We start from the raw sequence: 22,824 nt of genomic DNA, 5'->3' as shown, positions 1-22,824 counted from the left end.
TCCAGCACGTCCGACTCGGTCCACCGATTCACCCCCGTGTCCGAACCCGTTCCAGGAAGGTGAGGGTGGCGTTCGCAACCATGCGGGCACGGACAGAGGCGAAGAGGTCGAAGTTGTGCTGGGTGTGGGGCAACTCGATCCAGACCACCGGTGCGCGCGAGACATCTCGCAGAGCGGTGGCCACCGAGCGAGGTCCGACAGACGCCACCATGCTGTCGTGGGATCCGTGGATCATCAGCGCTGGCGGGGCATCTGGGTGGACCAGGGCGGCCGGCGAGCTGGATGGATCGGTGGTGCGTGGGCCGAGGTAGCCGTAGAGGACGACCACCCCCGCCACCGTGGTGTCGCGGTCCTCGAAGTTCGGTTGGAGCTCAGGGTCGTTCTGGGTCAGCGCTGCGGAAAGCGCAAGGTGGCCACCTGCGGAGGTGCCGACCAAGAAGATCTGGGTGGGGTCGGCGCCGTACTCGGCGGCATGCTCCTTCGCCCAGACGATCACGTGCTTCGCATCCACCAAGGAGTGCGGAAACACCCCGGCGGCGCGTAACAGGTAGTTGGCACTGATGCACAACCACCCGTGCGCGGCCAGCTGATTGAGCAGGACCACGCTCTCGCGACTCTTGCCGCCCTGGACGAAGCCACCACCGTGCAGGTGGATCACGATCGGGCGCTCCTGTGACTGGTCGGACCCGCGGTAGACGTCGAGCCGGTGCGCTCGGCCCTCGGAGCCGTACGCCAGGTTGCGGTGACGACGAACGCCGCGCCGATGACGCTGGAACAGCAACAAGATCCCGCCGGCCCACACCCCCCAGCCACCGCCCTTGGCGGGCTCCATCCCCATCGCCGCTGCAAGGCGGGCCCAAGAACTGGCGGCACGGACCTGCAACCACACCAGCCCGACCACGACGAACCCGGCCAGCGCTGCCGGGAGCCAGTCGTTCCAGGTGAGCGCGGTCGGCACCTGTGCGGCCAGCGAAGCCACGAAGACGACCAGGAGAACGATCGGGACTTCATTCACCGTCACTGACAGCAGGAAGGCGGCGACGCCCCAGCGCCCGGCCCGAATCGGAGACCACCACGACAGTGCCACGAACACCGCCCAGACCGCCGTCACGATCGTCAATCCCATCCCACACTCCGTGTTCGCGGCTGTTTGGTGTGACTGATCGGACGAGACGCCTCAGGCGACGAGCGCGAGGACCACGACGCCGATCAGGATGAGCCCGATGACGACCGCGACGACGACGTGGAGCGGGTTGTCCTGGGGTGAAGATCCGGGTCGCCACAGATAACCGGGCGAGGGCTTCTTGTCGTCCACGCTTGATCCTTCCGCCGAACGCCGATCGAACGTAGCACCCGTCAGGATCGGGTCGAGCAGTGAAGACCGCGCTCAGCGCGTCACCACCTGCCTAGCCTGTGCCCGTGTCCTTCGCCGAGGTCCCGACGGGTGTGAGCCGGATACTCGTCTATGGCGTGACCGGGAGCGGGAAGAGCACCGCCGCAGAACGCATCGGTGAACGCACCGGGCTCCCGGTCACCCTGGTCGACGAACTGACCTGGCTCCCAGGCTGGGTGCCGGTCGACGTCGGACGGCAACGCGAGCTGATCGCCGCCGTGACTTCTGGCGACCGCTGGGTCCTGGATTCTGCTTACGGCACGTGGCTCGACCTCGTCCTACCGAGGGCGGAGCTCATCGTCGCCCTGGACTACCCGCGCTGGTTCTCGCTGCAGCGCCTGGTCCGACGAACGATCATGGGCGCGGTGACGAAGTCCCCACGGTGCAACGGCAACACGGAGACCTTCCGGCAGATGCTCGGGAAGGACTCGATCGTGAGGTGGCACTTCAGATCGTTCGGCAGGAAGCGAGACCGGATCCGTCGCTGGTCCGAGTCACCCGACGTCCCACCAGTACTGACCTTCACCACCTCGAGGCAGCTCGAGGCCTGGCTCAGCCAGGTGCAGCCCAGCTGATGACCGGCCTGCGGATCGTGCCCGTGACCGGTCGGCTCGTCGGGCACCCACTGACCGACTGACCGACCACCGGGGTCCACGGGCACGTCCCGAGATGCCGCCGCAGGGCGAGCGAGGAGGCACCATCAGTCCATGGACGGTGGAGACCACGATCACCTCGAACCATGGACGACGGAGACAGGCGACTACTACGACCGCCTCGTGTCCCTCGTCCAGGACTCGCCGGCCTATGCCGGTGCGGAACTCGTCGACGGTGAGCAGGAGCTGGTCATCTTCACCGTGGGGACACCGAGCAACAGGATCGCCGCCCTCATCCGGGCTGCACCCTCGAGCCTCCGGGTGACCTGGCGCGACGCGCCCTACACCTCCGCCGAGCTGACCGACGAGGTGCTGCGCCTCATGAGGGAGCGGCCTGCTCGGGTCAGCGGCGGTCACGCCCTTCACGACGGTACGGGCATCAGGCTGATGGGCACCGACGCGGAGCTCCTCGCCGCAGAGGACCCCCGGGAGCTTCTCGGTGCGATGTACCCGGTGACGATCGAGCGCGGAGGCCCGGCCGCGTTCCTGTGAGTCGTGGCTCCAGGAGGCGGTGGCAGGTGTACGCGCCCTCTCACCGCCGGGTGATCTGGGACGTGATGGTCTCGTCCGTGATGCTCCGGTCGTGGGCGAGCAGCAGGGCCTTGGAGAGCAGGATGCTGAGGGTCCGGTCCCCGTCGAAGGGGAGCATGATCTCGCGGGGCTCGGCGTCGCCTCGCCCGGGCACGATGCAGAGGTACTCGCCGTTCGGCTCCATCAGGATGTTGCCCGAGCCGAGATGGATCTTGTAGGTCCGCAGGGAGCCCTGCACGACCAGGAACCTCTCCTCCAGCGTGGCGACGTCGCGGATCGAGAGCTTGGGGAGGATGCGGGCCAGCAGGTCGCGGCGCACCTCCGCAGCAGCGCTCAGCTCGCCGAAGGAGTACGACGACCAGTAGTCGCCCCAGGTCCGGCGGCGGGCGTCGCCGGAGTCCTGCCAGGTGGGGTCGTTGCCGATCGAGCTGACCCCGACGAAGAGGTCGACGTCCCGGAGCACTTCGCTGAGGACCCGCACCGGGATGTCGGCCAGGTGCACGTCCTCCCCGGCGAGGGTGGAGAAGCGCACCTGGTCGGTCAGCACGTGGGTGAAGATCCCGTGGTCGTTCCAGTCCTCCTCCGCGTCCCAGGGGCGGTCGACCCACAGGCCGACCGACAGGTCGTGCCGGTCGAGCGGCAGCCGGGCCAGGTCGTCCGGCTGGTCCCAGGCCCCCTGCAGGGCGTACGTCCATCCCCGCGCCCGGGCGAGGGCGGCGAACTGGTGCTGGCGCAGGATGTGGCCGGCGAACCGGTTGGAGTACAGGTCGGTGGAGCGCTCGGCCTCGGTCAGCAGGTAGACCTCGCGGTGGGCCTGCTTGAAGGGCTGCACGACGCCCAGCCCCTCGATCCGTAGCCGCCAGGCCTCGACCTCCGAGGTGGACACCGTGGCCGGGTGCCACAGCTCGATCCGGTCGTCCGTGTCCCAGGAGACCGGGGAGCCCTCGACGTCGACGAAGGTCCCGTCCGGGGCGACGAAGGGCCGACGGCCCCTCGGCCCCACGACCTGCCACACGAGCGGACGGGCCAGCACCGACACCAGGGGGTGGTCGAGGTACCTCTGCCGCCACACCTGCGGCTCCCACGAACGCTCCTCCATCAGGAGTCGTTCGATCCGCAACCGCTGGGCCACGAGCATGGTCGAGACGTCCTTAGCCAGCGCCCGGAGATCCGCCAGCTCGCCGGCGTGATCACGGCGGACCGCCGCGGGCACGGACTTCCGCACCCTCCCGTCAGGGCCCACGACCGACACCGCGGCCTTCCCACGTTCGACGCCGACCGTCGCCAGGTAGTCGCCCAGCGGCGCCGTCCGGACGGCTCCGACGTCGAGGCCGTACGTCGGCACGACCCGCTCCTCGAACTCCTCCCGAGGGATGCCGAGCCCGTCGGCCGCGAGGTCGATGGCGGCATCGACCTCCTTGACGGCCTGGGGCTGCCTCACCAGGGCCCGCGCACGGCCGAGCTCGACCGCGCCGGCGTCACCGAGCCGGGCCAGCGCCCACAGGGCGCCGCCAGCGCCCTTGCGACATCGCACACCCACCCCGGGCGCCTTCGTCCAGCCGCCGGTGACCCACGCCCCCACCGCCGCTGCCAGCTCGGGAGTCGGCGTGACGGTCGCCGCCGTCCAGCACAGACCCCGGACCGCATCCCCGCTCGCGGGGTCGACGACACCGCGTTCGGCGGTGACCGGGAGCGCACCGGCCCGCAACATCGCCGCGACCGCCCGAGCGAGGGTGTCGTCGCCGTGCGTACGGGCCAGCTCGGCGGCTCGGTCGAGGAACGGTTGCGGCGGCCTGGCCGAGGACGCCCTCGTGGCCAGCTGCAGCGCGGCGGTGGCGGCCCCCGACACCTCCCCGGGCAGGTCCGGGACACAGCCCTCCATCGCCCTGCCGCACCAGTCCTGCTCGGCGAAGATGGCGACGTCGCCGGTCGTGACCCCCAGGATCGCGTCGACACGGGGGACGGCGCGCCGCGCCGTGGCTGTGTCGGTCTCGACCAGCGCGGCGCGAACGCGCTGCAACAGCTCGTGTTCGGCGGGCAGGCGGTCCACCTCGCCTCCTCGCTCGAGGGCGCGGAGCACCGTGCGGGTGTGGTCCCAGCTCGGATCGAGCCGGCACCCACTCCCGTGACGGCCCGCGTACGCCACCAAGGCGCTCAGGAGGGCGACCCGGTCGTCGGCGGTGAGGGCCACCCTCTTGCGAAGGACCTCCTGGCCGATCACGACCAGGGCCCCCTCCTCGCGTGAGTCCGTCGCCGGAGGGGCAGCCCGGGTGAAGGCCTCGATGGCGACCGAGACGCGGACCTCCCCGGGGGCGTCGCGGATCGCGTCCCACGCCTCCGTGGCTCGCACCTGCTCCGCACTCGGCCACCCGCGGCCGTCCACCTGTCGCATCACCACGGCGATGAGGTCGCATGCCTCGGAGTCGCCAGAGTCGCCAGGGTCGCCGGTACGGCCGGTGCCGTCGCTGCTGCGCCGGCGCCAGCGATCGAGTGAGCGCACCCGTCAGCCCCCGACCAGCGGCGTGAGCCTGAGGAAGGTGACCGCGCTGCCGGGTCGGAGCACCACCTCGTCGCCGAGCTCGGTGACCTGACGATCGTCGACGAGGACCAGGACCCGGCCCCGGGAGAAGGCGTCGAGGGCGACCTCGACCTGTCGCTCGGGGTCGATCCGCGTCGGGGGCCGAGCGGCGTTCAGGTTCTGCTCGTGGGGCACGGGCTGCACGAGGCCCTGGTACGGGGTGGTGCCCCTGGAAGCCTGGTGGGCGCGCGCCTCGGTCTCGACGCGGCTGCGGATGAGCTCGGCCACCGTCAGCCGCTCGCTTGCCAGCTGGAGCGCCAGCTCCTGCAGGAGGTCGCCTGCGGTCGTCTCGTCCCGGACCGTCACGTCGATCGACATGCCCGGATCCTGACACCCTCGCCGGTCCCTGTCAGGCGTCTGGCGACGGCCCGCAACCGGGGCAGGGCGCCCCCAGGCGGACTGCGCCACCGAGCTCCCCCGACCCCGCGTGAGCTAGCGTTCCGGAGGTGACCCTGAACCACGTGAGACGAGGCAGCGGCAGCCCGTTGCTGCTGGTGCACGGCCTGGGAGCTGGGTGGCGGTCCTGGTCACCGATCCTCGATGAGCTGGCCGAGACCCGTGAGGTGATCGCCGTCGACCTGCCGGGGTTCGGCGAGACGCCGCCGTTGACGGGCGAGGTCTCGATCGCCACCCTGAGCGACGCCGTCGCGGACTTCATCCGCGATCAGGGCCTGGACGGCATCTCGACCGTCGGCCAGTCGATGGGCGGCCGGATCGTTCTCGAGCTCGCGCGCCGCGGCGTGGGCGGCGACACCGTGGCGTTGGACCCGGGCGGCTTCTGGAGCGACCGGGAGCTCGTCGCCTTCGGCGCCACGCTGCGCCCGTCGATCGCCCTGGTCCGTGCGCTACGAGGCATGCTGCCGTCGCTGCTCGGCAGCGCCGTGGGACGGAGCGTGCTCCTCGCGCAGCTGTCGGCACGGCCCTGGGCGCTCTCCCGCGAGACCGTGCTGCCGGACGTGCGTGGGCTGGCCGACGCCCCGTCGACCGGCGCTGCCCTGGATGCCCTGACCAAGGGGCCCAAGCAGCAGGGTGCCCCGGCCGGCACCGTGCCCGGCCGGGTCACGATCGGGTGGGGGCGGCGCGACCTGGTGACCGTGCCGAGGCAGGCCGCCCGTGCCCAGGAGCTGTACCCCGACGCGGTGCTGCACTGGTTCGAGCGGTGCGGTCACTTCCCGCAGTGGGACGCACCTGAGGAAGCGACCCGGTTGATCCTCGACAGCACGGGCTGATCCTCGACAGCACCGGCTGAGCCCTGCTGGGCGCCCCTGGCCGGCCCCGCAGTACGCGGGGTCAGGGCGTGGGCGTGGTTGCAACCGGACCCACGGTCGTCACCCGGGTCAGGTCGCGCACCGATCGCGAGGCGAGGGTGGCCAGCGCGAGGGTGGCGTACGCCAGGCCGGCGATGAGCATCACCGGCTGCACGCCGAAGACCGCGGCGAGCGGGCCGATGGTCAGCTGCCCGATCGGGATGGCCACGAACGAGCCGAGCATGTCGTAGGAGTAGGCGCGCGAGAGCATCTCGTCGGGGACGTGCTCCCGCATGGCGAGGTCCCAGCCGAGGCCGAAGACCTGGCTGCCGATCCCGGCGGCGAACGCGGCAACCGCGCCCGCCACCAGGACGGGTTCGATCCCCAGCGCGATCATCGGTGCGCCGCCGAACGCGATGGCGACCATGCCCCACAGCAGCGGGCGCCGGAGCCGGATCTTGATCAGGACCAGCGAGCACAGGAGGAACCCGACGGCCTCCGCCGAGCGGATCAGCCCCCAGCCGCCCTCGCCGATGTCGGTCTCGGTCGCCAGGACCGGGCCCAGCGTGTTGAAGGCGCCGCTCGTGATGGCGTTGAGCAGGGAGAACGAGGCCACCACCACCCACAGCCAGGTCGTCGAGGTGAGGTAGGTCCACCCCTCGCGCAGGTCGGCGAGCACGCCTGGCGGGTCCTCCCGGGGCAGCGGAGGCGGGATCCGTACCCGCATCAGGAGCAGGGTGGCCGCCACGTAGGTGAAGCCGTCGACCGCCAGGGCCCACCCGGGCCCGATCGTGACGACGAGGAGACCGCTGATCGCGGGGCCGAGCACCATCAGCGCGTTCTCCGGGACCGCGAGCACCAGGTTGGCCTGCTGGAGCTGCGCGCGTGGCACGAGCTGGGGCAGCAGACCGGCCATCGCCGGCATCCCGGCCGCCGTCGCCGTCCCGTTGAGCGCGGCCAGCACCACGAGGTGCCAGAGCTCAGCGGTTCCGCTGATGACCAGAGCCGCCATGCCCAGCTGGCTCACCGCGGACAGCACGTTGGTGGCCTGCATGACCAGGGTGCGGCCGAACGTGTCGGCGAGGACGCCACCGGCGAGCAGGAAGACGACCATCGGGATGCTGTACGCCGCCAGCACGATGCCGAGCGCCGTGGCCGAGTCGCTCACCTCGAGCACCGCGAAGGCCAGGGCGACGCCGGCCATCGTGGAGCCGGCGCGGTCGACCAGGCGCGAGAGGGCGTAGTAGCGGAAGTTCGTCTCGCGCAGCGGTGCCAGCACGGATCCACCGTCACTCACGGGCCGTCCCCTCCCCCGCCCCTCGGGGTCGCCGAGGCGGCACGGCGCACATCGACGTCTCTTCGTCGTCTGCCATCGCTACCTCCCGAGAACGACTCGGAGGCTAGATCGCACAGGTGGTGACTGCCAATCGCTTTCCAGGACCAGCTGTCGGATGGTGGATCCTGCGATGGCGTCGGTCGCCCTGTCGACCGGACGGGGCGGGCCACGTGAGGCATCATGTCGCGGGTGCCCCGTCGAACCGCCGCGCGTCGCCGACACGGTGCCGCTTTCGTCCTACCGCTGATCTCCGTGTTCTGGGCAGGCGAGCTGGGGCACGGCGGGAGGTTCACCGGCTCGGACCTCTTCGCTGTCGTGGCGCTGTGCGGGGCTTCTGGCGTTGCCTGGCAGCTGCTGCACCGCAGAGACGTGGTGGACCGCCTGACGCACTTCGCCTCGGCGTTCACGGTCGTCACCGCGTTCCTCGTCGTCGCCGCGTGGGACAGCTCCCTGTCGTCCGCCATGGGAGCGGGCACGGGCCTCGGCGCAGTCCTCGTCGGCCTGGTGTACACCGAGCAGCTCCTCCGAGACCGCGACCGTCGGCAGGCATCGACGCGGGCCACGGCCCACAGCCTGGGACGCGCGAGCTGACCCCCGGCGTCAACCGCGCATCGAGCCGCCCTTGACCGGGCGGACCTCCTGCGGCCAGCCGCATCCCTCCGCCACGCGGCCACCCCAGTAGCGGGCCTGGTCCTCGGTCTCCACGTCGATGATCGTGAACCCGCCCAGCCACTCCTCGGACTCGGAGAACGGCCCGCTGGTGAGGGTCAGCGTGCCGCTGGTGGCGTCGGCACTGAAGGCCTGGTCGAGCTCCTCCACGAGCCCGCCGGCGAACACCAGCACACCCTCGGCCCTCATGTCCTCGATGACCGCGCGCGAGGTGGGTCCGCGACTGCGGAACCACTCCTCGTCGTGGTCGCCGACCCACTGCTGGTTGAAGAAGATGAGGTACTCGGCCATGCCTGCTGCGCTCCCTCCCTGTCGTCGTGGCGGACCCGGCGTCCGCCTCCACCATGACGACAGCATGCCGCGCGAGCGAGGTGTGGGGAGGCGCCCCGGAGGCGGCGTCCGTCGCTACGGGCGCGGTCCTAGCGCGAGAAGGTGACGTGGATCGTGCCGCTCTCGGCGACCTCGGACGTCATGCGGTGGGTGCGCTCCAGCCCGCGCAGGTCCTCCCACACGCGGTGACCGCGGTCGAGCAGGACGGGCGCGACGGCGACGTGGAGGTCGTCGACGAGGCCGGCACGCAGGAACGATCGGGCGGTGCCGATGCCGCCCCCGACGCGCACGTCGAGCGCGCCAGCGGCCTCGCTCGCCTCGGCGAGCACGCAGTCGAGAGAGGCGTCGCGGAACCGGAACGACGTCCCTCCCCGCATCTCGACCTCGGGCCGTGGTGCGGTGCTGGTGAGGACGTAGACCGGGAAGCCGAACGGTGGCTCGTCACCCCACCAGCCCTTCCAACCGGGGTCGTCCGGGAACGAGTGCAGACCGAACATGGCGGCACCCATGATCTCGGCGCCGATGCCCTCGAAGGACGCCGCGGCGTAGGCGTCGTCGACACCGGTGGTGCCCGTGCCGCTGGTGTCGCCGAAGACGCGCTCCTTGACGGTGCGGGTCGCGACGTAGGCGGTGGTCAGGAGACCCCAGTCCTCCCCCATCGGGTTCTCGGGACTGCCGCCGGCCGAGGTGTAGCCGTCGAGAGAGCTGAAGAGGTCGATACGGACGCGGGTCATGTCACGTGACCTCTCTTGCGGGCGGGCTCGGACGGAAGCCGGTCGGCTTGCCGTTCGGCCGGCGAGGTGACCAGCCGCAGCGCGGCCGACCATGGCCTCACGGTGGCGCCACGAGCGGACAGCCGTCAACCGCACCCCCGGCCGGGGGCCTTGACGGTCGCCGGCGTCCGACCTAATCTACAACCAAATGGTTGTACGACTCGAGCTCACCCACACCGAGGTGGACCGCATCTTCCGGGCCCTCGCCGACGCCACGCGCCGCGACATCCTGCGTCGCACGATGGCGGGGGGAGCATCGGTGTCCCAGCTGGCGGCCGCGTACGACATGTCCTTCGCGGCCGTCCAGAAGCACGTTGCCGTGCTGGAAGGAGCCCGTCTCGTGACCAAGCAACAACGTGGCCGCGAACGCATCATCCGCGGAGACCCCGAGGTGGTGCAGAAGGCGCAGGCCCTGCTGAACCGCTACGAGGAGATCTGGCGCTCTCGGATCGACCGACTCGACTCCCTGCTCGCCGAGGACTGAACCGACCTACCCGACCTGGAGACAGCCATGCCCATCACCTCGGTGAACCGAGACCCTGCGTCCCTGACCATGACCGTGGTCGCCGACTTCGCAGCCGACCTGCAGCGCCTCTGGCAGGTCTACGTCGACCCGCGTCAGCTGGAGCGCTTCTGGGGCCCGCCCGACTACCCCTCCACGTTCACCCGTCACGACGCCGCCCCCGGCGGACGCTCGACGTACCGGATGACCGGTCCGGACGGGCAGACCCACGGCGGCTACTGGGAATGGATCTCGGTCGATCCGCTCACGAGCTTCGAGGTCCGCGACGGCTTCGCCTCGCCTGACGGCGAGCCGAACCCCCAGATGCCCTCCATGCGGATGCACTTCCTCTTCGAGGAGCGCGGAACGGGGTCGCGGGTCACCACGACGACCTACTTCGCCACGCTCGAGGAGCTCGAGCAGCTCGTCGAGATGGGCATGGAGGAGGGGCTGCGGGCGGCGATGGGCCAGATGGACACGGTTCTCGCAGACCTGACGGCGTTCGCCGCCGGGGACGGCACGGTGTGCCAGATCCTGTCCGAGACGCAGGCACGCATCACTCGAGTCATCCACGGGCCGATCGAGACGGTGTGGCAGGCACACCACGACGCCGCACTGATGCGACGGTGGCTCCTCGGGCCGGACGGGTGGACGATGCCGGTCTGCGACGTCGCCACCACGGTCGGCGAGAAGTACCGCTACGAGTGGGAGCCGGCCGCCGGCACCGCCGGGGAGCGCTTCGGCTTCGAGGGCGAGCTCCTGGAGTCCGTCCGACCGTACCGAGCCGTGACCACCGAGCAGATGATCGGGATGCCGGGCGACGGCACCCTCAACGAGCTCACGCTCACCCCGGTCCCCGAGGGCACCCTGCTGGCGGTGGTCGTCACCTTCCCCGACGCTGCGACCCGGGACGCCATCCTGGCCACCGGGATGGTCGACGGCATGGAGACCAGCTACGCCCGGCTCGAGCGCGACGTCATCGGCTGACGCGAGGCGCTCGGCCGGCACCGGCAGGACGGCGGGGCGCCCGCAGCCCTGGCGCTCGGCCGCGGTCACACGTACGATGCCCGGGCTGCCGCCACCGGGCGGGGCGACAACTCGACACCAGCACGGTCACGCCGAATCCTGCCCGCCGCCGCTGATACTCACCACGGGCAGGAGCGGGGGACCCAGGTTCCACGCGGCCGCCGACACCCGTCCCGACGGGACGGCGGCCACTCGGGGCGAAGCCACTGCGGTGGCGGGGCACCTTTCTGCTCCAGCCCGACAGCTCACCTCGCAGGCGCGGGAAGGAACTGGCCACATGCCTGCGATCCACGCTGCCTCCACCGCCTCACGCCTGCTCGTCTCGGCCCTGGGCTCCGCCGCGCTCGCCGCCTCGCTGCTCACCGTGGCCGCGCCGGCCGCCGACGCCCACACCGGCCCGAACCGGTGGGAGTGCCTCGCCCACTACGAGTCCACCCACCGGTGGCAGGTGAACACGGGGAACGGGCACTACGGGGGCCTCCAGTTCTCGTTGTCGACCTGGCGCTACTACGGCGGCCCCAACTACTCGAAGAACGCCTACCCCCACAAGGCCACCCGGGCAGAGCAGATCAAGATCGCCAAGCGCGTCGCCTTCCGCGGGTGGGGGGACCGGAAGCCGCAGGGCGGTGCGTCGGCCTGGCCGAACACCTGGCCCCGCTGCTCCTGACCGCCGGGCCCGACCTGCTGGTCGGTGGGCGGCCTGCGAGCCGCCCTCCGACGAGGGTGCGGCCCCGATAGCGTCGGGAGGTGCCCAGCCGACGCCCCTCCCCCGCGCGTCGACGCGGCACGTCGTCCCGCCGCAGCGGCAAGCGTCCGCGACCGTTGCCGACCGCCGGGCCGGGCGAGCGGCTGTGGGTGCTCGACGTCCCTTACGGGACCCAGGTCGACGGTGCCGCCTGGCACCCGGCGGTCAGGTCGCACCTGTACGTCGGGCGTGACCTTCCTGCGCATCTCGCGCCGTACGCTCCCGGTCCGTACACGCTGGGTCGGTTCGTCGAGAACACGCTGAACCCGGAGAGCCCCACGCCGTCCCCCGCACCGACCGACGCGCTCGAGCCCCGGCGGATCCAGTTCGAGGCCGCCGACGCGATCGCGGCGCGCGCCGAGGCGGGCGGACGACAGTTCCTGCTGGCCGACGAGCCCGGCGTCGGCAAGACGATCTCCGCGGTCCTCGGGGCGACGGCGGTGGGCGACCTCCGCGGCGCGCGGCGGGTGCTGGTCGTCGCCGACCGGCCCGCCGCGATCACGATCGGCCACTGGTGCCGCACCATCGCAGCCCTGGGCGACGGCGGCCTCGAGTGGGTCGTGATCACCTGGGACCGCCTCGAGAAGGTCACCGACCACCCGTGGGACGTGATCATCGCCGACGAGGCCCACGCGCTGCGGCGGACCACGACGAAGCGGTGGAAGCACTGGGCGAGGATCTCGGGGCACGGGAAGCCCCACGACACGGCGCCGTTCGTCATCGCGACCACCGCGACGCCCGGACACACGCCGCTGGAGCTGCCGTACCTCGCTCCGGCCTACGCGCAGGTGCTCGACGAGCCGATGAAGGAGTGGACCTCGGCCGCGCACCCCGGGGCGACGTTCGCCAGCGCGCTCGATCGCCACGGCGTCGGCGTGGAGCAGCAGGGGCGCTCCGGCGCGACCTGGACCACCGACCCGGCGCGGCGCGCCGCGGACCTCAAGCTCGTCCGCGGCTGGCTCGCCGACGAGCGGCCCCCGGCGATGCTGCACCGCGCCGCGCCGTGGGGACCCGTGCCGATCTCCGGCATGCCGGTCGCGCTCACGCCGACCGAGCGGCGCGCGTACGAGGCCGAGTGGGGCGAGTTCTGCCGCGAGATGGACCTCGCGCGACGCGGTCGCAGCGTCTCGAAGGGGCGGGCCGCGCTGCTGCGCTTCCGGCAGAAGGCCGGACTGATCCGGGTCGAGTCGACCGTCGACTGGATCGCCCAGCAGGTCCAGGCCGAGCGGCAGGTGGCGTGCTCGGTCGAGTTCGTCGCGACCGCCGCCGACCCGATCGCCGACCGGCTGCGCGACGCCGGGATCGAGGTGGCCACGATCTACGGCCGCGACCGGTTCGACCCCGAGGCCGAGCGGCTCCGGTTCCAGACCGGGCAGGCGAAGGTCTGCGTGTTCACCACGGTCGCCTCGATCAGCCTGCACGCCGGCGAGACCCTCCCCGACGGTCACCAGGCGAGCACCGAGCCGCGGGTCGGCGTCTTCCACCAGGCCCGCTTCTCCGGCATCGCCGCGCGCCAGGTCACCGGCCGCACCCACCGCGACCACCAGGTCTCGCCGTGGCACATCGCCTACGCCGAGGGCACCGTCGAGGAGCAGGTCGGCAAGGTGATGGTGGAGCGGATCGCCGCCGCGTCCGACACGGTCGGCGGTGACACCGCCGGTCTCACCGACGTCGCCGAGCTGCTCGGGGTCGAGTGGCTGCCGGCCGCGGCCCTGACCGAGGACGACACCTGACCGAGGACGACACACCTGACCGGGTCGAGGCCCCCGGTCACCGGTCACGCCAGACGGGGTGAGGTGGTCTGCGAGGGTGGGCTGATGAGCGAGACGAGCATCCGCAGCCACCAGGAGTCCCTCACCGTCGAGGCGTCGGCCGAGACCCTCTACGACCTGGTCTCCGACATCACCCGGACCGGCGAGTGGAGCCCGGTCTGCACGTCCTGCTGGTGGGACGACGACGCCGAGGCGGGTCAGGTCGGCGCCTGGTTCACCGGCCGCAACGAGCTCCCGGACCGGACGTGGGAGACCCGGTCGACGGTGGTCGCGGCCGAGCGCGGGCGCGAGTTCGCCTGGGTCGTGGGCGGCAGCTACGTCCGCTGGGGCTTCACCTTCGACCCCGCCCCGACAAGCACCACGATCACCGAGTCGTGGGAGTTCCTGCCCGGCGGGATCGCCATGTTCGAGGAGAAGTTCGGCGACCGGGCGGAGGCCGAGATCGCCGACCGCACGCAGCAGGCCCTCCACGGCATCCCCGAGACGCTGGCCGCGATCAAGCGGATCGCCGAGTCGTCCACCGGCGCAGGACAGGGCACCCGGTCCTGACCTGAGTGCCCTGAGGGGTCGACCTGCCGGGGCCGGACAGCGCCTGCTCGACTCCCTCGACGATCCCCCGCAGCGGGTCTCAGCCGCTCACCACGTCCCGTCGCCGGTAGCCCCAGAGGCCGGCAGCGACGAGCCCGACCGCGACGACGACCAGGGAGACGAAGGGAAGGACCTCGAAGTCGTCGACGGGCACCGCGGCGAGGTGCCAGAACGGGGACACCGCCAGCACCGCGTCGGGGAGGCCGAGGAGCTGGCCGAGGATGACCTGCAGGGCAACGAGCGCGACCGCGGCCCAGGCCAGACCGGTCCAGGCGGGGAGCAGGCCGTAGAGGGCGACGGTGAGGGCGCCGACGACGAGGGTGCCGGGGAGGTAGGCCAGCTGACCGCCGACCTGGCCGACGACCTGGGTCCACTCGCCGCTGGCGATGCCGTAGCCGACGGCGAGGCCGAGACCCATGAGCACGGTCAGCACGGCGGTGGCGATCAGCGCGACGGCGGTCACGGCGGCCATCCAGGTGGTCCTGCCGACCGTGGTCGCGAGGACGGTCTCCGTACGGCCGGCCTCCTCCTCGGCGCGCAGGCGCAGCACCGAGGAGACCACGAACCCGCAGGAGATGACGGCCATGAAGAGGAAGATGTAGCCGAGGAAGGCGTCCACGAGCGCGTCCTCGGCCGCGCGGCCCGACGCGCCGACGACCTGGGCCATCTCGGGGTTGGAGGCGATGAGATCGGGCACGGTGGGGACGACCGAACCGTAGAGCACCCCCAGCAGGAGGAGTCCGGTGGCCCAGCCGATCAGCAGGCCGCGCTGAAGCCGGACGGCGAGGCCGAAGGGGGTGCCGAGCAGCCGCCCGGCCCGCTCGGGGCCGGGACGGGTGTCGAGGAGGCCGCCGCCGAAATCGCGGTGCGCCACCAGCCGGGCCGCCAGGGCCAGCAGGAGCGCCGTGGCCGCGAGCAGCAGCGCGGCGGGCCACCAGCGCTCGTCGCCGAAGGCGTCCATGCCCTGCGCCCACCCGAACGGCGAGAGCCAGACGAGCCCGTTGTCCTGCATCGCCCCGAGGCCGCGCACCAGGTAGCCGACGGTGACGGCGGCGCCGGCCAGGCCGAGCGCCCCGCGGGACGAGGTGGAGAGCTGGACGGCGACCAGCGTGACGCCGGTGTACGTCACCCCGAGCAGCGCCAGGCCGACGCCGTACGTGAGGCTGCCGTAGCCCGACAGCCCGGCCGCGAGCATCGAGGCGGTGGTGACACCGGCGACGAGCACCGCGGCCGCGACGCCGTAGAGCAGCCCGGCGAGGGTGGCGGCGTGCCGGCCCAGGACCGTGGAGCGGAGCAGCTCGGCCCGTCCGGACTCCTCCTCGGCGCGCGTGTGCCGCACGACGAGGAAGACGACCATGAGGCAGACGCCGAGCTGGGCGACCTGGGAGATCTCGTTCGCGACGATGCCGCCGAGGGTGTCCAGCCCGGCCTGCCGTCCTGACATCAGGTAGCTGACCGGACTGGCGCCGACGGTGCGGGCGTAGCCCGCGATCTTCTCCGGCGTGTCGTAGAGCGGCGGCACGGCCAGCGCGCTGGCGACGATGGTCCCGCCGAGGCCGACGACCCACAGTGGCAGGCGCAGCCGGTCGCGCCGCAGGATGAGGCGCACCAGGTGGCCGACGCCGACCACGGAGGACCTCGTCGCGCCACTCACGCCGTCACCTCTCCTGTCGTGACCTCGTCGCCGTACTGGCGCAGGAACAGCTCCTCCAGCGTGGGCGGGTGCGCGGTGAGGGACCGTACGCCGAGCCCGGCGAGCGCGGCCACCGCCTCGTGGAGGTGGTCGGAGTCGACGTCGAAGCTGACCCGGTTGCCGTGCAGCTGGGGCTCGCGGACGCCCGGCACGGCCGCGATCCGGGTCGCCGGCCTGTCGGTCTCGGCGATGACGGTGGTACGGGTCAGGTGGCGCAGGTCGGCCAGCGTCCCGGACTGCACGACCCGCCCGGCGCGGATGATGCTGATCCGGTCGGCGAGCGCCTCCGCCTCGGCCAGGATGTGGGAGCTGAGCAGGACGGTCGCGCCCTCCTGCTTGAGCTCGAGGACCGCCTTCTGGAACTCGGCCTCCATCAGCGGGTCCAGCCCGGACGTGGGCTCGTCGAGGAGGTAGAGGTCGGCACGGGCGGCGAGCGCGGCGACCAGCGCGACCTTCTGCCGGTTGCCCTTGGAGTAGGTGCGCGCCTTCTTCGTCGGGTCCAGGTCGAACCGCGCGAGCATCTCGTCGCGGCGTGACTCGTCGAGGCCGCCGCGCATCCGGGCGAGCACGTCGATGACCTGGCCACCGCTGAGGCTCGGCCACAGGGAGACGTCCCCGGGCACGTAGGCGAGGCGACGGTGCAGGGCCGCGGCGTCGCGCCACGGGTCGCCGCCGAGCATGGTGGCGGTGCCGGACTCCGCCTTGAGCAGGCCGAGGAGGACGCGGATGGCGGTGGACTTCCCGGCGCCGTTGGGGCCGAGGAACGCGTGCACCTCGCCGTGCTCGACGGTGAGGTCGAGGCCGTCGAGCGCGCGGGTGGAGCCGAAGGTCTTGACGACGTCGACCAGCTCGATGACAGCCATGCCGTCGAGTATCGCGCAGCGCCCGGAGCACCGGTCGCCCGTCGAACGCCGGTCGCGGCGGCGTGCGAGGCTGCGCCGTGTGACCTGGAGCGCGGATCGACGGCTTGCGGTGCTGCTGCTCGCGGTGGCCACCGGTACCAACGTCCCCACTCCCCTGCTCCTGGTCTACCGCGAGCGGCTCGCGATGACCGATGCGTCCCTGACGGCGATCTTCGGCGTCTACGCCCTCGGCCTGATGCTCGCGCTGGCGGTCGCGGGTCGCGCCGCCGACCGGTTCGGACGCCGCCGGGTCGTGCTGCCGGCAGCGATCTGCGCGGCCGCCACCTCGGCGATGTTCGTCCTCGCCACCGACAGCGAGCCCCTCCTCTACGTCGTGCGGTTCCTCCAGGGGGCGGCGTCGGGGACCGTGTTCAGCGTCGGCAGCGCCTGGCTGGTGGAGACGGCCGCGCGACGCGGCAACCCCGCGGGTCCCCGTACGGCCGCGGTCGCCATGACGGGAGGCTTCGCGGTCGGGCCGGTCTTCGCGGGCCTGATCGGCCAGTGGGGACCGTGGCCCCTGGTCCTGCCCTACCTGCTGCACGTGGCCGTCCTGCTGGTGGCGCTGTGGACCTCCCGGTCGGTGGCGGAGTCGCTGGTCCGGCAGCAGAGGGAACCCGGCACCACGGCCCCTGGCGCGTTCCGTCCCGGCGCCCGGCGGACCGGCCTGCTCGTCGTCGCGCCGCTCGCGGTCTGCGTCTACGCCTTCCCGGCGAGCACGGTCGCCGCAGTCCCCGTCCTGGTCGGGTTCCCCGTCGCGCCGGTGGCGCTGACCGGGCTGATGGCCGGTCTCGCCCTCGGCGCGGGAGCGTTGGCGGCACCGCTCCAGGGTCGGCTCGGGCCGCGTACCGCGCCCGTCGCGGCCGCCTGCGGGGTCGTCGGCTTCGGGGGTACGGCGCTCGCGGCCGCCGTCCCCGCGCTCCTGCTCCTGGTCATCCCGGCCTCGGGGTGCTGGGGGCCGGCGGTGGGCTCGCGCTGGCCAGCGGGATGTCGCGGCTGCCCGCGCTGGCCAGCGAGGGACGGCTGGGCACCGTCTCGGCCGGGTTCTACGCCACCGCCTACCTCGGGTTCGGCTTCCCGCTGATGATCACCACGCTCGCCGAACGCGTGTCGGTGGCCCCGGTGCTGGCCGTCCTGGCCGGGCTGTGCGCGGTGCTCGCCGTCCAGCAGCAGCGCGCCCGGTTGTGACACCACCTGTGCCGCCCTCGCCCAGGACAACTGTCAGCCGGCCGACCGGGACATAGAGGCCGCCGGCCACGGCGCCGACTCTTGACTGGTCTATCTGAGGCGTCGCCCGGCCTGGAGCTGGTCGGCGCTCGGTCGGCTGGCTGGTCCCAGGGCCCGCAAACTCGCCGCCGCGGAGCCTTTGATCGGCGAGGGCCACCGCGACGGGCGCTCCACACCGCCGACAGCCGACGAGGAGACGGATGCGGTCGGGCGGTGACCAGGTGCCGACCGACTCGATCGCGATCGCGCCGCGTTGCCCCGTACGTGGGTACGGTGACGTGATCTGCTCGTCACCGGAGGAGGAGAAGCCCGTGACAAGGTGCGAAGACGGTGTCCCCACCCTGGTCGACTGGGCCGGCGGACCGGAAGCGATCCTGCGCATGGTCAACGCCTTCTACGACCGCGTCGAGCACGACGACGCCCTCAGCGCCTTCTTTCCCGGTGGCGTCACCGTCGAGCACCGCGAGCACGTGGCGATGTGGTGGACCGAGGTCTTCGGAGGGCCCACGCACTACACCGACCAGCTCGGCGGATACCAGCGGATGCTCGCTCATCACCGCGGCCTCAACATCACCGCCGACCAACGGCTGCGGTTCGCCACCACCATGAGCCAGGCCGTCGACGACGCCCGCCTCCCAGACGATCCGGAGTTCCGCGCCGCGTTGGTCGGCTACCTCGAGTGGGGCACCCGACTGGCCATGGCGAACTCGCAGTCGGACGCCACTCCCCCGGCCACTGCCCCGGTGCCCCACTGGGGATGGGGCGTTGCCCCTCCCTACCAACCCTGACGTCGTCGACCGGGCCTCGCTGGGACCCGATGCCCGTCACCCTCGCCCGCGGTAGATCGGTCCTGGTCAGGATCGGCTCGCGGTGTCGGGAACCCGCGGCCGTCGTTGGCCGGTCACCCCACGACGCAGAACTCGTTGCCCCCGGGGTCCGCCATGCCTATCCCGTCCGCGCAGCGGACATCGACGCGACTGGCCCCGAGCGCCACCAGGCGTTCCACCTCGGCAACGAGGGTTGAGGGGGCGGATGGCACGAGGTCGAGATGGAGCCTGTTCCTGCCGAGCGTGGGCGCCACCGCGTCGCCCCCCAGGTGATCTTCGGGTCTCCGGTGTGCCTGCACCGCGGTCTCACCGGCCTGGTCTCTGACCAGGCTCCAGGCCCGCGCATCACGTGCCGGGTGATCCCCCACCGGCGCTCGTTCTCACCGGTCGCGGCCATGACCTCCTCGTGTGTCCCTCCGAGTACGAACGGGTGCCGTCAGGAACTCGTCCTTGCTCATGCTTGATTCGTGCCCGGGGCGGCGCCCGACGGGCTGGGCGCCGGGGGTGGACCCCAGGGCCGAAGTTCTGGGTCACGAGCTGCATCCAACGAGTGCCATCCAGAGGAAGTCCCTACTGCACCATCCGGTGCAGATCTTCTTAGCTGAAGGAGCCTTGACATGTCTCGAACGTCGCCAAAGCTGAGCGTGCTGCCCACCCTGGGTGCCCTGGGCGCAGTCGCCGTCGTCCCGCTCGCACTCGCTTCCCCCGCCTTCGCGCAGAACACGGGCGGTGCAGAGGTCCGTGTGCTGCACGGCATCCCCGGCACGCCGGTCGACGTCTACGTGGACGGCGAGCTGGCGCTCGACGACTTCGAGCCGGGCACCACGACCGAGGACCTCGCCCTGGCCGCGGGCTCCTACGAGGTCGCCGTCTTCGGGGCGGACGCCCCCGACGACAGCGGCGACCCCGTGATCGGCCCGGTCGACCTGGACATCCCGGCCAGCGGCAACGTGAGCGCGATCGCGCACCTCGGCGAGGACGGCACGCCGACCATCACGCCGTACGTCAACGACACGTCCGCGACGGCCGCCGGAGAGGGCCGCGTCGTGGTCCGTCACACCGCCGCCGCGCCTCCGGTCGACGTGCTTGTCGGGGGAGAGCCGGCGCTGACCGGGATCAGCAACCCCAACGAGCAGAGCGCCGAGCTGCCGGTCGGCACGATCAGCGCCGCGGTCGCCGCCGCCGGGACCACCGAGCCCGTGATCGGGCCCGTCGACGTCCCGGTGGTCGAGGGCGAGTCCACGATCGTCTATGCGATCGGCTCGCTCGACGACGACAGCCTCGACGTGCTGGTCCAGTCCGTGCCGACGGGCGGCGGCGCACCCGCAGGCGTCCCGGCCGGCACCGGAGGGATGGCGGACGAGGGCGTGCCGGCCGGCGTGCTGCTCGCCACCGGCCTGGGCCTGGTCGCGGTCGCCGGCGGGGCCGCCTCGCTCGCCCGGGCGCGCCGCTAGCATCGAAAGGCCACTGGTCACCCGAGGAGGACGTCATCAAACAGACCTCCGACGCCCACCCCGGTCGTCGCCGGCAGGCACGTCTCGCGATCATCGCGGGCTGCCTGCTGGCGGCGGGCGCGCCGGCGGGGTGGTTCCTGGTCGACGACCAACCGGAGGAGTTCGGGGCTGGCCTGGTGCAGTCTCTCAGCGCGCGAGACCCGACGCCGAGCCCGACGCCGGGCCCGATGACCACCCCGTCTGTCAGGTCCCCGTCGACCGGCTCGCCGTCGTCTACGTCGACATCCACCTCGGCGCCGACCACCCCGACCAGGTCTGCCCGGCTGGCCGACGTCGGCGTGCCGACTCCGGTCGATCCGCCGGTCCAGGTGAGCCTGGCCGGGATCTCGGCTCCGGTTGATCCAGTCGCGTTGGACGGAGATCGGCAGGTCGTGGTGCCCGACGACGTGAACAGGGCCGGCTGGTACTCGCCCGGACCAGCGCCGGGCTCGGCCAGTGGCTCGGCGGTGCTCGTGGGCCACGTCGACGACCGCGAGCAGGGCCTCGGCGTCTTCGCGGTGCTGGCCGACGCTGAACCTGGCGATGAGGTGGCAGTCGAGCTGGGCTCCGGGCGCCGGGTCGACCACCGGGTGGTGGGACTCGAGCAGTTCGGCAAGGCCGAGCTGCCGTTGGCGGACCTTTTCGCCGCCGACGGTGCGCCACGGCTGACGCTCATCAGCTGCGGTGGGGACTTCGACGAGGCGACCGGCAGCTATACCGACAACATCGTCGTCACCGCGGTGCCCGTGGGGACGCTGCGGTGAGGGGCCTGCGGGCCCGGGCCCGGGCCGACGACCCGGAACGGGCCCTGGCGCTGGCCTTCGCCGCCGGCGGTGAGGCAGCGCTCCGGGGGGTCTACGATCGCTGGTCGGGGCTGGTGCACGCCTACTGCTTGCGCAGCATGGCGAGCCGGGCGGACGCGGAGGAGACCACCGCGCAGGTCTTCGTCGACGCGTGGCGCAGCCGCAAGAAGTTCGATCCCGACCGCGGCACGCTGCCCGGCTGGCTGCTGGGGATCGCTCGCCACCGGGTCGCCGACGCCCACGCCGCCGCAGCCCGCGACCGGGCGGTCCGAGAAGCCGTGGCTGAGCTCCGCCCCGAGGAGGAGCCTCCCACCCAGGAGCAGTTGCTGGACCGGTTGCTGCTTGCCGACGCGCTTGCCACCCTGAACCCCGAACAGCGGCGCGCGGTGGGTCTAGCTTTCTACGACGGCCTGACGCACGAGCAGGTCGCGGTCACCATGGGGGTTCCGCTCGGGACCGCCAAGAGCCACATCCGCCGCGGACTCGCGGTCCTACGACGCCGGCTGGAGGTGGACGGTGCAGCACCCCGATGAGGACGACCTGGCCCTGGTGGCGCTGGGTGAGAACGTGCCGCAGGTCCGCCTGCACCTGGCGTCCTGTGCTGCGTGCAGCCGTGAGGTCGACGCCTTGTCCGCGACGGTACGGGCGGCGCGTCAGGTCGGCCCCGAGACCCTCCCGCCCGCGCCCGAGATGGTCTGGGCCCGCGTCACCCGCGAGCTCGACCTCGGCTCACCCGATGAGGCACCGCGCGGCGGGCGCCCCCGGCTCCTGGCGGGAGCCGCGGCCGTCGCGGCGGCTGTCCTGGTGCTGGTGCTGGCCCTCGTTCTGCCGGGGGTCCTGCCGGACGGCAGCCCTCCTCCGCAGGTGACCCCCACCGCGGCGCTGGCGCCGTACGGGGACCAGCGGGTCGGCAGCGGCGAAGTGAGCCTCGACGACGTCGAAGGACGCTGGAGCCTGCGCGTCGAGACCCAGGGCCTCGCCTCACCGGGGTCTGACTTCTACGAGGTCTGGCTGCTCGACCCGGGCAGCAACCGGCTCGTCGCCCTCGGGACGCTCGATCCGGCCGGCCGCGCCGACCTCACGATCCCGACCGGGATTCGGCTTGGGCGCTACCCGGTCGTCGACGTGAGCCTTGAGCCCCAGGACGGGGACCCGACGCATTCCGGCGTCAGCGTCCTGCGCGGACCGCTGCCGCTCTGATCGTTCCGCTCCGTCGGCGAGGGGCCGAACCGGCCGGGCAGCGTGGTCGGTGCGTGAGGCGTCCCCGTGCGCTCAGTTGACGATCTCCCCGCCCTCCCGCTCGATCACCGCGAGCCGGTCGCGCCACGTCTGCAGCGCCTCGGGCGTCAGGCGTGGCCAGTCGAGCACCTCGCGCACGACGCGGATCGGCGCGTTGCTGCGATAGGACCGGGTGGGGTTGCCCGGCAACTTCTTGTCGGTCACGTTCGGGTCGTCCTCGAAGTCCCCGGTCGGCTCGACCTCGTACACCCGCGGCTCCGCGTCACCTGCTGCGAGTTCCGCGGCGAGGCCGGCGCCGGCCACCTGGGCGGTGAAGTAGACGTGGTTCATCACGATCTCGGGCCGGTAGTTGGACCGGAAGCCGGCGGTGAGGAGGCCGCCGACCTGCAGATCGGCCTTCGTGCCGTGGAAGAACGGTCCCTCGTCCAGCACGTCGCTCACCGTCGCACCCTAGGGCCGCACGCTCCCGGCCGGCCAGGGCCGTGACGACGACTCTCCGG

Annotated in this window: 26 protein-coding genes and 1 riboswitch; of the genes, 15 read left to right on the top strand and 11 right to left on the bottom strand. The window is 72.3% G+C overall.

Going from position 1 to position 22,824, the window contains the following annotated elements:
* Window positions 1-28 precede the first annotated feature (28 nt).
* Together ENKNEFLB_RS11510 and ENKNEFLB_RS11505 are read right to left on the bottom strand one after the other, a co-directional pair.
* Window positions 29-1,126 (bottom strand): alpha/beta hydrolase, encoded by a 1,098-nt coding sequence (locus ENKNEFLB_RS11510; protein ID WP_214055565.1) that lies wholly within the window; start codon window positions 1,124-1,126, stop codon window positions 29-31.
* Between the two features lie 51 nt (window positions 1,127-1,177).
* Complete coding sequence (locus ENKNEFLB_RS11505; protein WP_214055564.1) at window positions 1,178-1,315, bottom strand: hypothetical protein; 138 nt, start codon at window positions 1,313-1,315, stop codon at window positions 1,178-1,180.
* Between the two features lie 104 nt (window positions 1,316-1,419).
* Between ENKNEFLB_RS11505 and ENKNEFLB_RS11500 the strand changes: the two genes are divergently transcribed.
* Window positions 1,420-1,968 (top strand): P-loop NTPase family protein, encoded by a 549-nt coding sequence (locus ENKNEFLB_RS11500; protein ID WP_214055563.1) that lies wholly within the window; start codon window positions 1,420-1,422, stop codon window positions 1,966-1,968.
* A gap of 132 nt (window positions 1,969-2,100) precedes the next feature.
* A complete protein-coding gene (locus ENKNEFLB_RS11495) occupies window positions 2,101-2,538 on the top strand; it encodes a hypothetical protein (RefSeq protein WP_214055562.1) in 438 nt (145 codons plus the stop codon).
* Window positions 2,539-2,578: 40 nt separating this feature from the next.
* Here the strand turns inward: ENKNEFLB_RS11495 and ENKNEFLB_RS11490 are convergent, their stop codons facing one another.
* Together ENKNEFLB_RS11490 and ENKNEFLB_RS11485 are read right to left on the bottom strand one after the other, a co-directional pair.
* Complete coding sequence (locus tag ENKNEFLB_RS11490; RefSeq protein ID WP_214055561.1) at window positions 2,579-4,927, bottom strand: DUF4132 domain-containing protein; 2,349 nt, start codon at window positions 4,925-4,927, stop codon at window positions 2,579-2,581.
* Between the two features lie 153 nt (window positions 4,928-5,080).
* Window positions 5,081-5,473, bottom strand: coding sequence for a hypothetical protein (locus ENKNEFLB_RS11485; RefSeq protein WP_214055560.1), 393 nt, complete (start codon window positions 5,471-5,473; stop codon window positions 5,081-5,083).
* A 128-nt stretch (window positions 5,474-5,601) separates the two neighbouring features.
* On the opposite strand from ENKNEFLB_RS11485, the gene ENKNEFLB_RS11480 reads away from it, so the two are divergent.
* Complete coding sequence (locus ENKNEFLB_RS11480; RefSeq protein WP_214055559.1) at window positions 5,602-6,384, top strand: alpha/beta fold hydrolase; 783 nt, start codon at window positions 5,602-5,604, stop codon at window positions 6,382-6,384.
* A 61-nt stretch (window positions 6,385-6,445) separates the two neighbouring features.
* On the opposite strand, the gene ENKNEFLB_RS11475 is transcribed toward ENKNEFLB_RS11480, so the two are convergent.
* Entirely contained in the window at window positions 6,446-7,699 is a 1,254-nt protein-coding gene (locus ENKNEFLB_RS11475) for an MFS transporter (RefSeq protein ID WP_246535487.1), read from the bottom strand.
* 291 nt (window positions 7,700-7,990) lie between these two features.
* Here ENKNEFLB_RS11475 and ENKNEFLB_RS11470 point away from each other — a divergent pair, with 291 nt between their 5' ends.
* On the top strand, window positions 7,991-8,329 hold the full coding sequence (locus tag ENKNEFLB_RS11470) for a hypothetical protein (RefSeq protein ID WP_214055558.1): 339 nt from the start codon (window positions 7,991-7,993) through the stop codon (window positions 8,327-8,329).
* Window positions 8,330-8,338: 9 nt separating this feature from the next.
* Here the strand turns inward: ENKNEFLB_RS11470 and ENKNEFLB_RS11465 are convergent, their stop codons facing one another.
* A complete protein-coding gene (locus ENKNEFLB_RS11465; protein ID WP_214055557.1) occupies window positions 8,339-8,698 on the bottom strand; it encodes a YciI family protein in 360 nt (119 codons plus the stop codon).
* A gap of 128 nt (window positions 8,699-8,826) precedes the next feature.
* On the bottom strand, window positions 8,827-9,471 hold the full coding sequence (locus ENKNEFLB_RS11460; RefSeq protein WP_214055556.1) for a dihydrofolate reductase family protein: 645 nt from the start codon (window positions 9,469-9,471) through the stop codon (window positions 8,827-8,829).
* Between the two features lie 187 nt (window positions 9,472-9,658).
* On the opposite strand from ENKNEFLB_RS11460, the gene ENKNEFLB_RS11455 reads away from it, so the two are divergent.
* The 5 genes from ENKNEFLB_RS11455 to ENKNEFLB_RS11435 all read left to right on the top strand — a co-directional run bounded on the left by ENKNEFLB_RS11455 (window position 9,659) and on the right by ENKNEFLB_RS11435 (window position 14,104).
* Window positions 9,659-9,994, top strand: a complete 336-nt coding sequence (locus tag ENKNEFLB_RS11455; RefSeq protein ID WP_214055555.1) for an ArsR/SmtB family transcription factor — start codon at window positions 9,659-9,661, stop codon at window positions 9,992-9,994.
* A gap of 27 nt (window positions 9,995-10,021) precedes the next feature.
* Window positions 10,022-10,999 (top strand): SRPBCC family protein, encoded by a 978-nt coding sequence (locus tag ENKNEFLB_RS11450; RefSeq protein WP_214055554.1) that lies wholly within the window; start codon window positions 10,022-10,024, stop codon window positions 10,997-10,999.
* Window positions 11,000-11,118: 119 nt separating this feature from the next.
* Window positions 11,119-11,309: riboswitch (cyclic di-AMP (ydaO/yuaA leader) on the top strand.
* A 6-nt stretch (window positions 11,310-11,315) separates the two neighbouring features.
* Window positions 11,316-11,705, top strand: coding sequence for a transglycosylase family protein (locus ENKNEFLB_RS22560; protein WP_246535486.1), 390 nt, complete (start codon window positions 11,316-11,318; stop codon window positions 11,703-11,705).
* A gap of 80 nt (window positions 11,706-11,785) precedes the next feature.
* Window positions 11,786-13,516 carry a DEAD/DEAH box helicase gene (locus ENKNEFLB_RS11440; protein WP_246535485.1) on the top strand — a complete coding sequence of 577 codons (1,731 nt, stop codon included), beginning with the start codon at window positions 11,786-11,788 and terminating at the stop codon, window positions 13,514-13,516.
* Between the two features lie 84 nt (window positions 13,517-13,600).
* Window positions 13,601-14,104 carry an SRPBCC family protein gene (locus ENKNEFLB_RS11435; protein ID WP_214055552.1) on the top strand — a complete coding sequence of 168 codons (504 nt, stop codon included), beginning with the start codon at window positions 13,601-13,603 and terminating at the stop codon, window positions 14,102-14,104.
* Window positions 14,105-14,183: 79 nt separating this feature from the next.
* Here ENKNEFLB_RS11435 and ENKNEFLB_RS11430 read toward each other — a convergent pair whose 3' ends face one another.
* Window positions 14,184-15,797, bottom strand: coding sequence for an ABC transporter permease (locus ENKNEFLB_RS11430; protein ID WP_214055551.1), 1,614 nt, complete (start codon window positions 15,795-15,797; stop codon window positions 14,184-14,186).
* Window positions 15,794-16,699: an ABC transporter ATP-binding protein gene (locus tag ENKNEFLB_RS11425; protein ID WP_214055550.1), complete on the bottom strand. Its 906-nt coding sequence runs from the start codon at window positions 16,697-16,699 to the stop codon at window positions 15,794-15,796. The genes ENKNEFLB_RS11430 and ENKNEFLB_RS11425 overlap by 4 nt, the downstream gene beginning before the upstream one ends.
* A gap of 79 nt (window positions 16,700-16,778) precedes the next feature.
* Between ENKNEFLB_RS11425 and ENKNEFLB_RS11420 the strand changes: the two genes are divergently transcribed.
* Both ENKNEFLB_RS11420 and ENKNEFLB_RS11415 read left to right on the top strand, forming a co-directional pair.
* Window positions 16,779-17,819, top strand: a complete 1,041-nt coding sequence (locus ENKNEFLB_RS11420) for an MFS transporter (protein WP_214055549.1) — start codon at window positions 16,779-16,781, stop codon at window positions 17,817-17,819.
* 454 nt (window positions 17,820-18,273) lie between these two features.
* On the top strand, window positions 18,274-18,750 hold the full coding sequence (locus ENKNEFLB_RS11415; protein ID WP_246535484.1) for a group II truncated hemoglobin: 477 nt from the start codon (window positions 18,274-18,276) through the stop codon (window positions 18,748-18,750).
* Between the two features lie 113 nt (window positions 18,751-18,863).
* Here the strand turns inward: ENKNEFLB_RS11415 and ENKNEFLB_RS11410 are convergent, their stop codons facing one another.
* Window positions 18,864-19,157 (bottom strand): VOC family protein, encoded by a 294-nt coding sequence (locus tag ENKNEFLB_RS11410; RefSeq protein WP_214055547.1) that lies wholly within the window; start codon window positions 19,155-19,157, stop codon window positions 18,864-18,866.
* Window positions 19,158-19,406: 249 nt separating this feature from the next.
* On the opposite strand from ENKNEFLB_RS11410, the gene ENKNEFLB_RS11405 reads away from it, so the two are divergent.
* The 4 genes from ENKNEFLB_RS11405 (at window position 19,407) to ENKNEFLB_RS11390 (ending at window position 22,285) form a co-directional block, all read left to right on the top strand.
* Window positions 19,407-20,243, top strand: coding sequence for a DUF4397 domain-containing protein (locus tag ENKNEFLB_RS11405; RefSeq protein ID WP_214055546.1), 837 nt, complete (start codon window positions 19,407-19,409; stop codon window positions 20,241-20,243).
* Between the two features lie 410 nt (window positions 20,244-20,653).
* The gene (locus tag ENKNEFLB_RS11400; RefSeq protein WP_214055545.1) at window positions 20,654-21,046 is read left to right on the top strand and encodes a class F sortase; all 393 of its coding nucleotides are present in this window, start codon (window positions 20,654-20,656) and stop codon (window positions 21,044-21,046) included.
* The gene (locus ENKNEFLB_RS11395; protein WP_214055544.1) at window positions 21,043-21,618 is read left to right on the top strand and encodes an RNA polymerase sigma factor; all 576 of its coding nucleotides are present in this window, start codon (window positions 21,043-21,045) and stop codon (window positions 21,616-21,618) included. The genes ENKNEFLB_RS11400 and ENKNEFLB_RS11395 overlap by 4 nt, the downstream gene beginning before the upstream one ends.
* Window positions 21,602-22,285 (top strand): anti-sigma factor, encoded by a 684-nt coding sequence (locus ENKNEFLB_RS11390; protein ID WP_214055543.1) that lies wholly within the window; start codon window positions 21,602-21,604, stop codon window positions 22,283-22,285. Before ENKNEFLB_RS11395 ends, ENKNEFLB_RS11390 begins: the two co-directional genes overlap by 17 nt.
* 72 nt (window positions 22,286-22,357) lie before the next feature.
* Here the strand turns inward: ENKNEFLB_RS11390 and arr are convergent, their stop codons facing one another.
* Window positions 22,358-22,765: an NAD(+)--rifampin ADP-ribosyltransferase gene (gene arr, locus ENKNEFLB_RS11385; RefSeq protein ID WP_214055542.1), complete on the bottom strand. Its 408-nt coding sequence runs from the start codon at window positions 22,763-22,765 to the stop codon at window positions 22,358-22,360.
* Between the last annotated feature and the right edge of the window lie 59 nt (window positions 22,766-22,824).

Source organism: Nocardioides aquaticus (assembly GCF_018459925.1).
GTDB lineage: Bacteria > Actinomycetota > Actinomycetes > Propionibacteriales > Nocardioidaceae > Nocardioides > Nocardioides aquaticus.
This window is presented reverse-complemented; position numbering and strand designations above follow the sequence as displayed.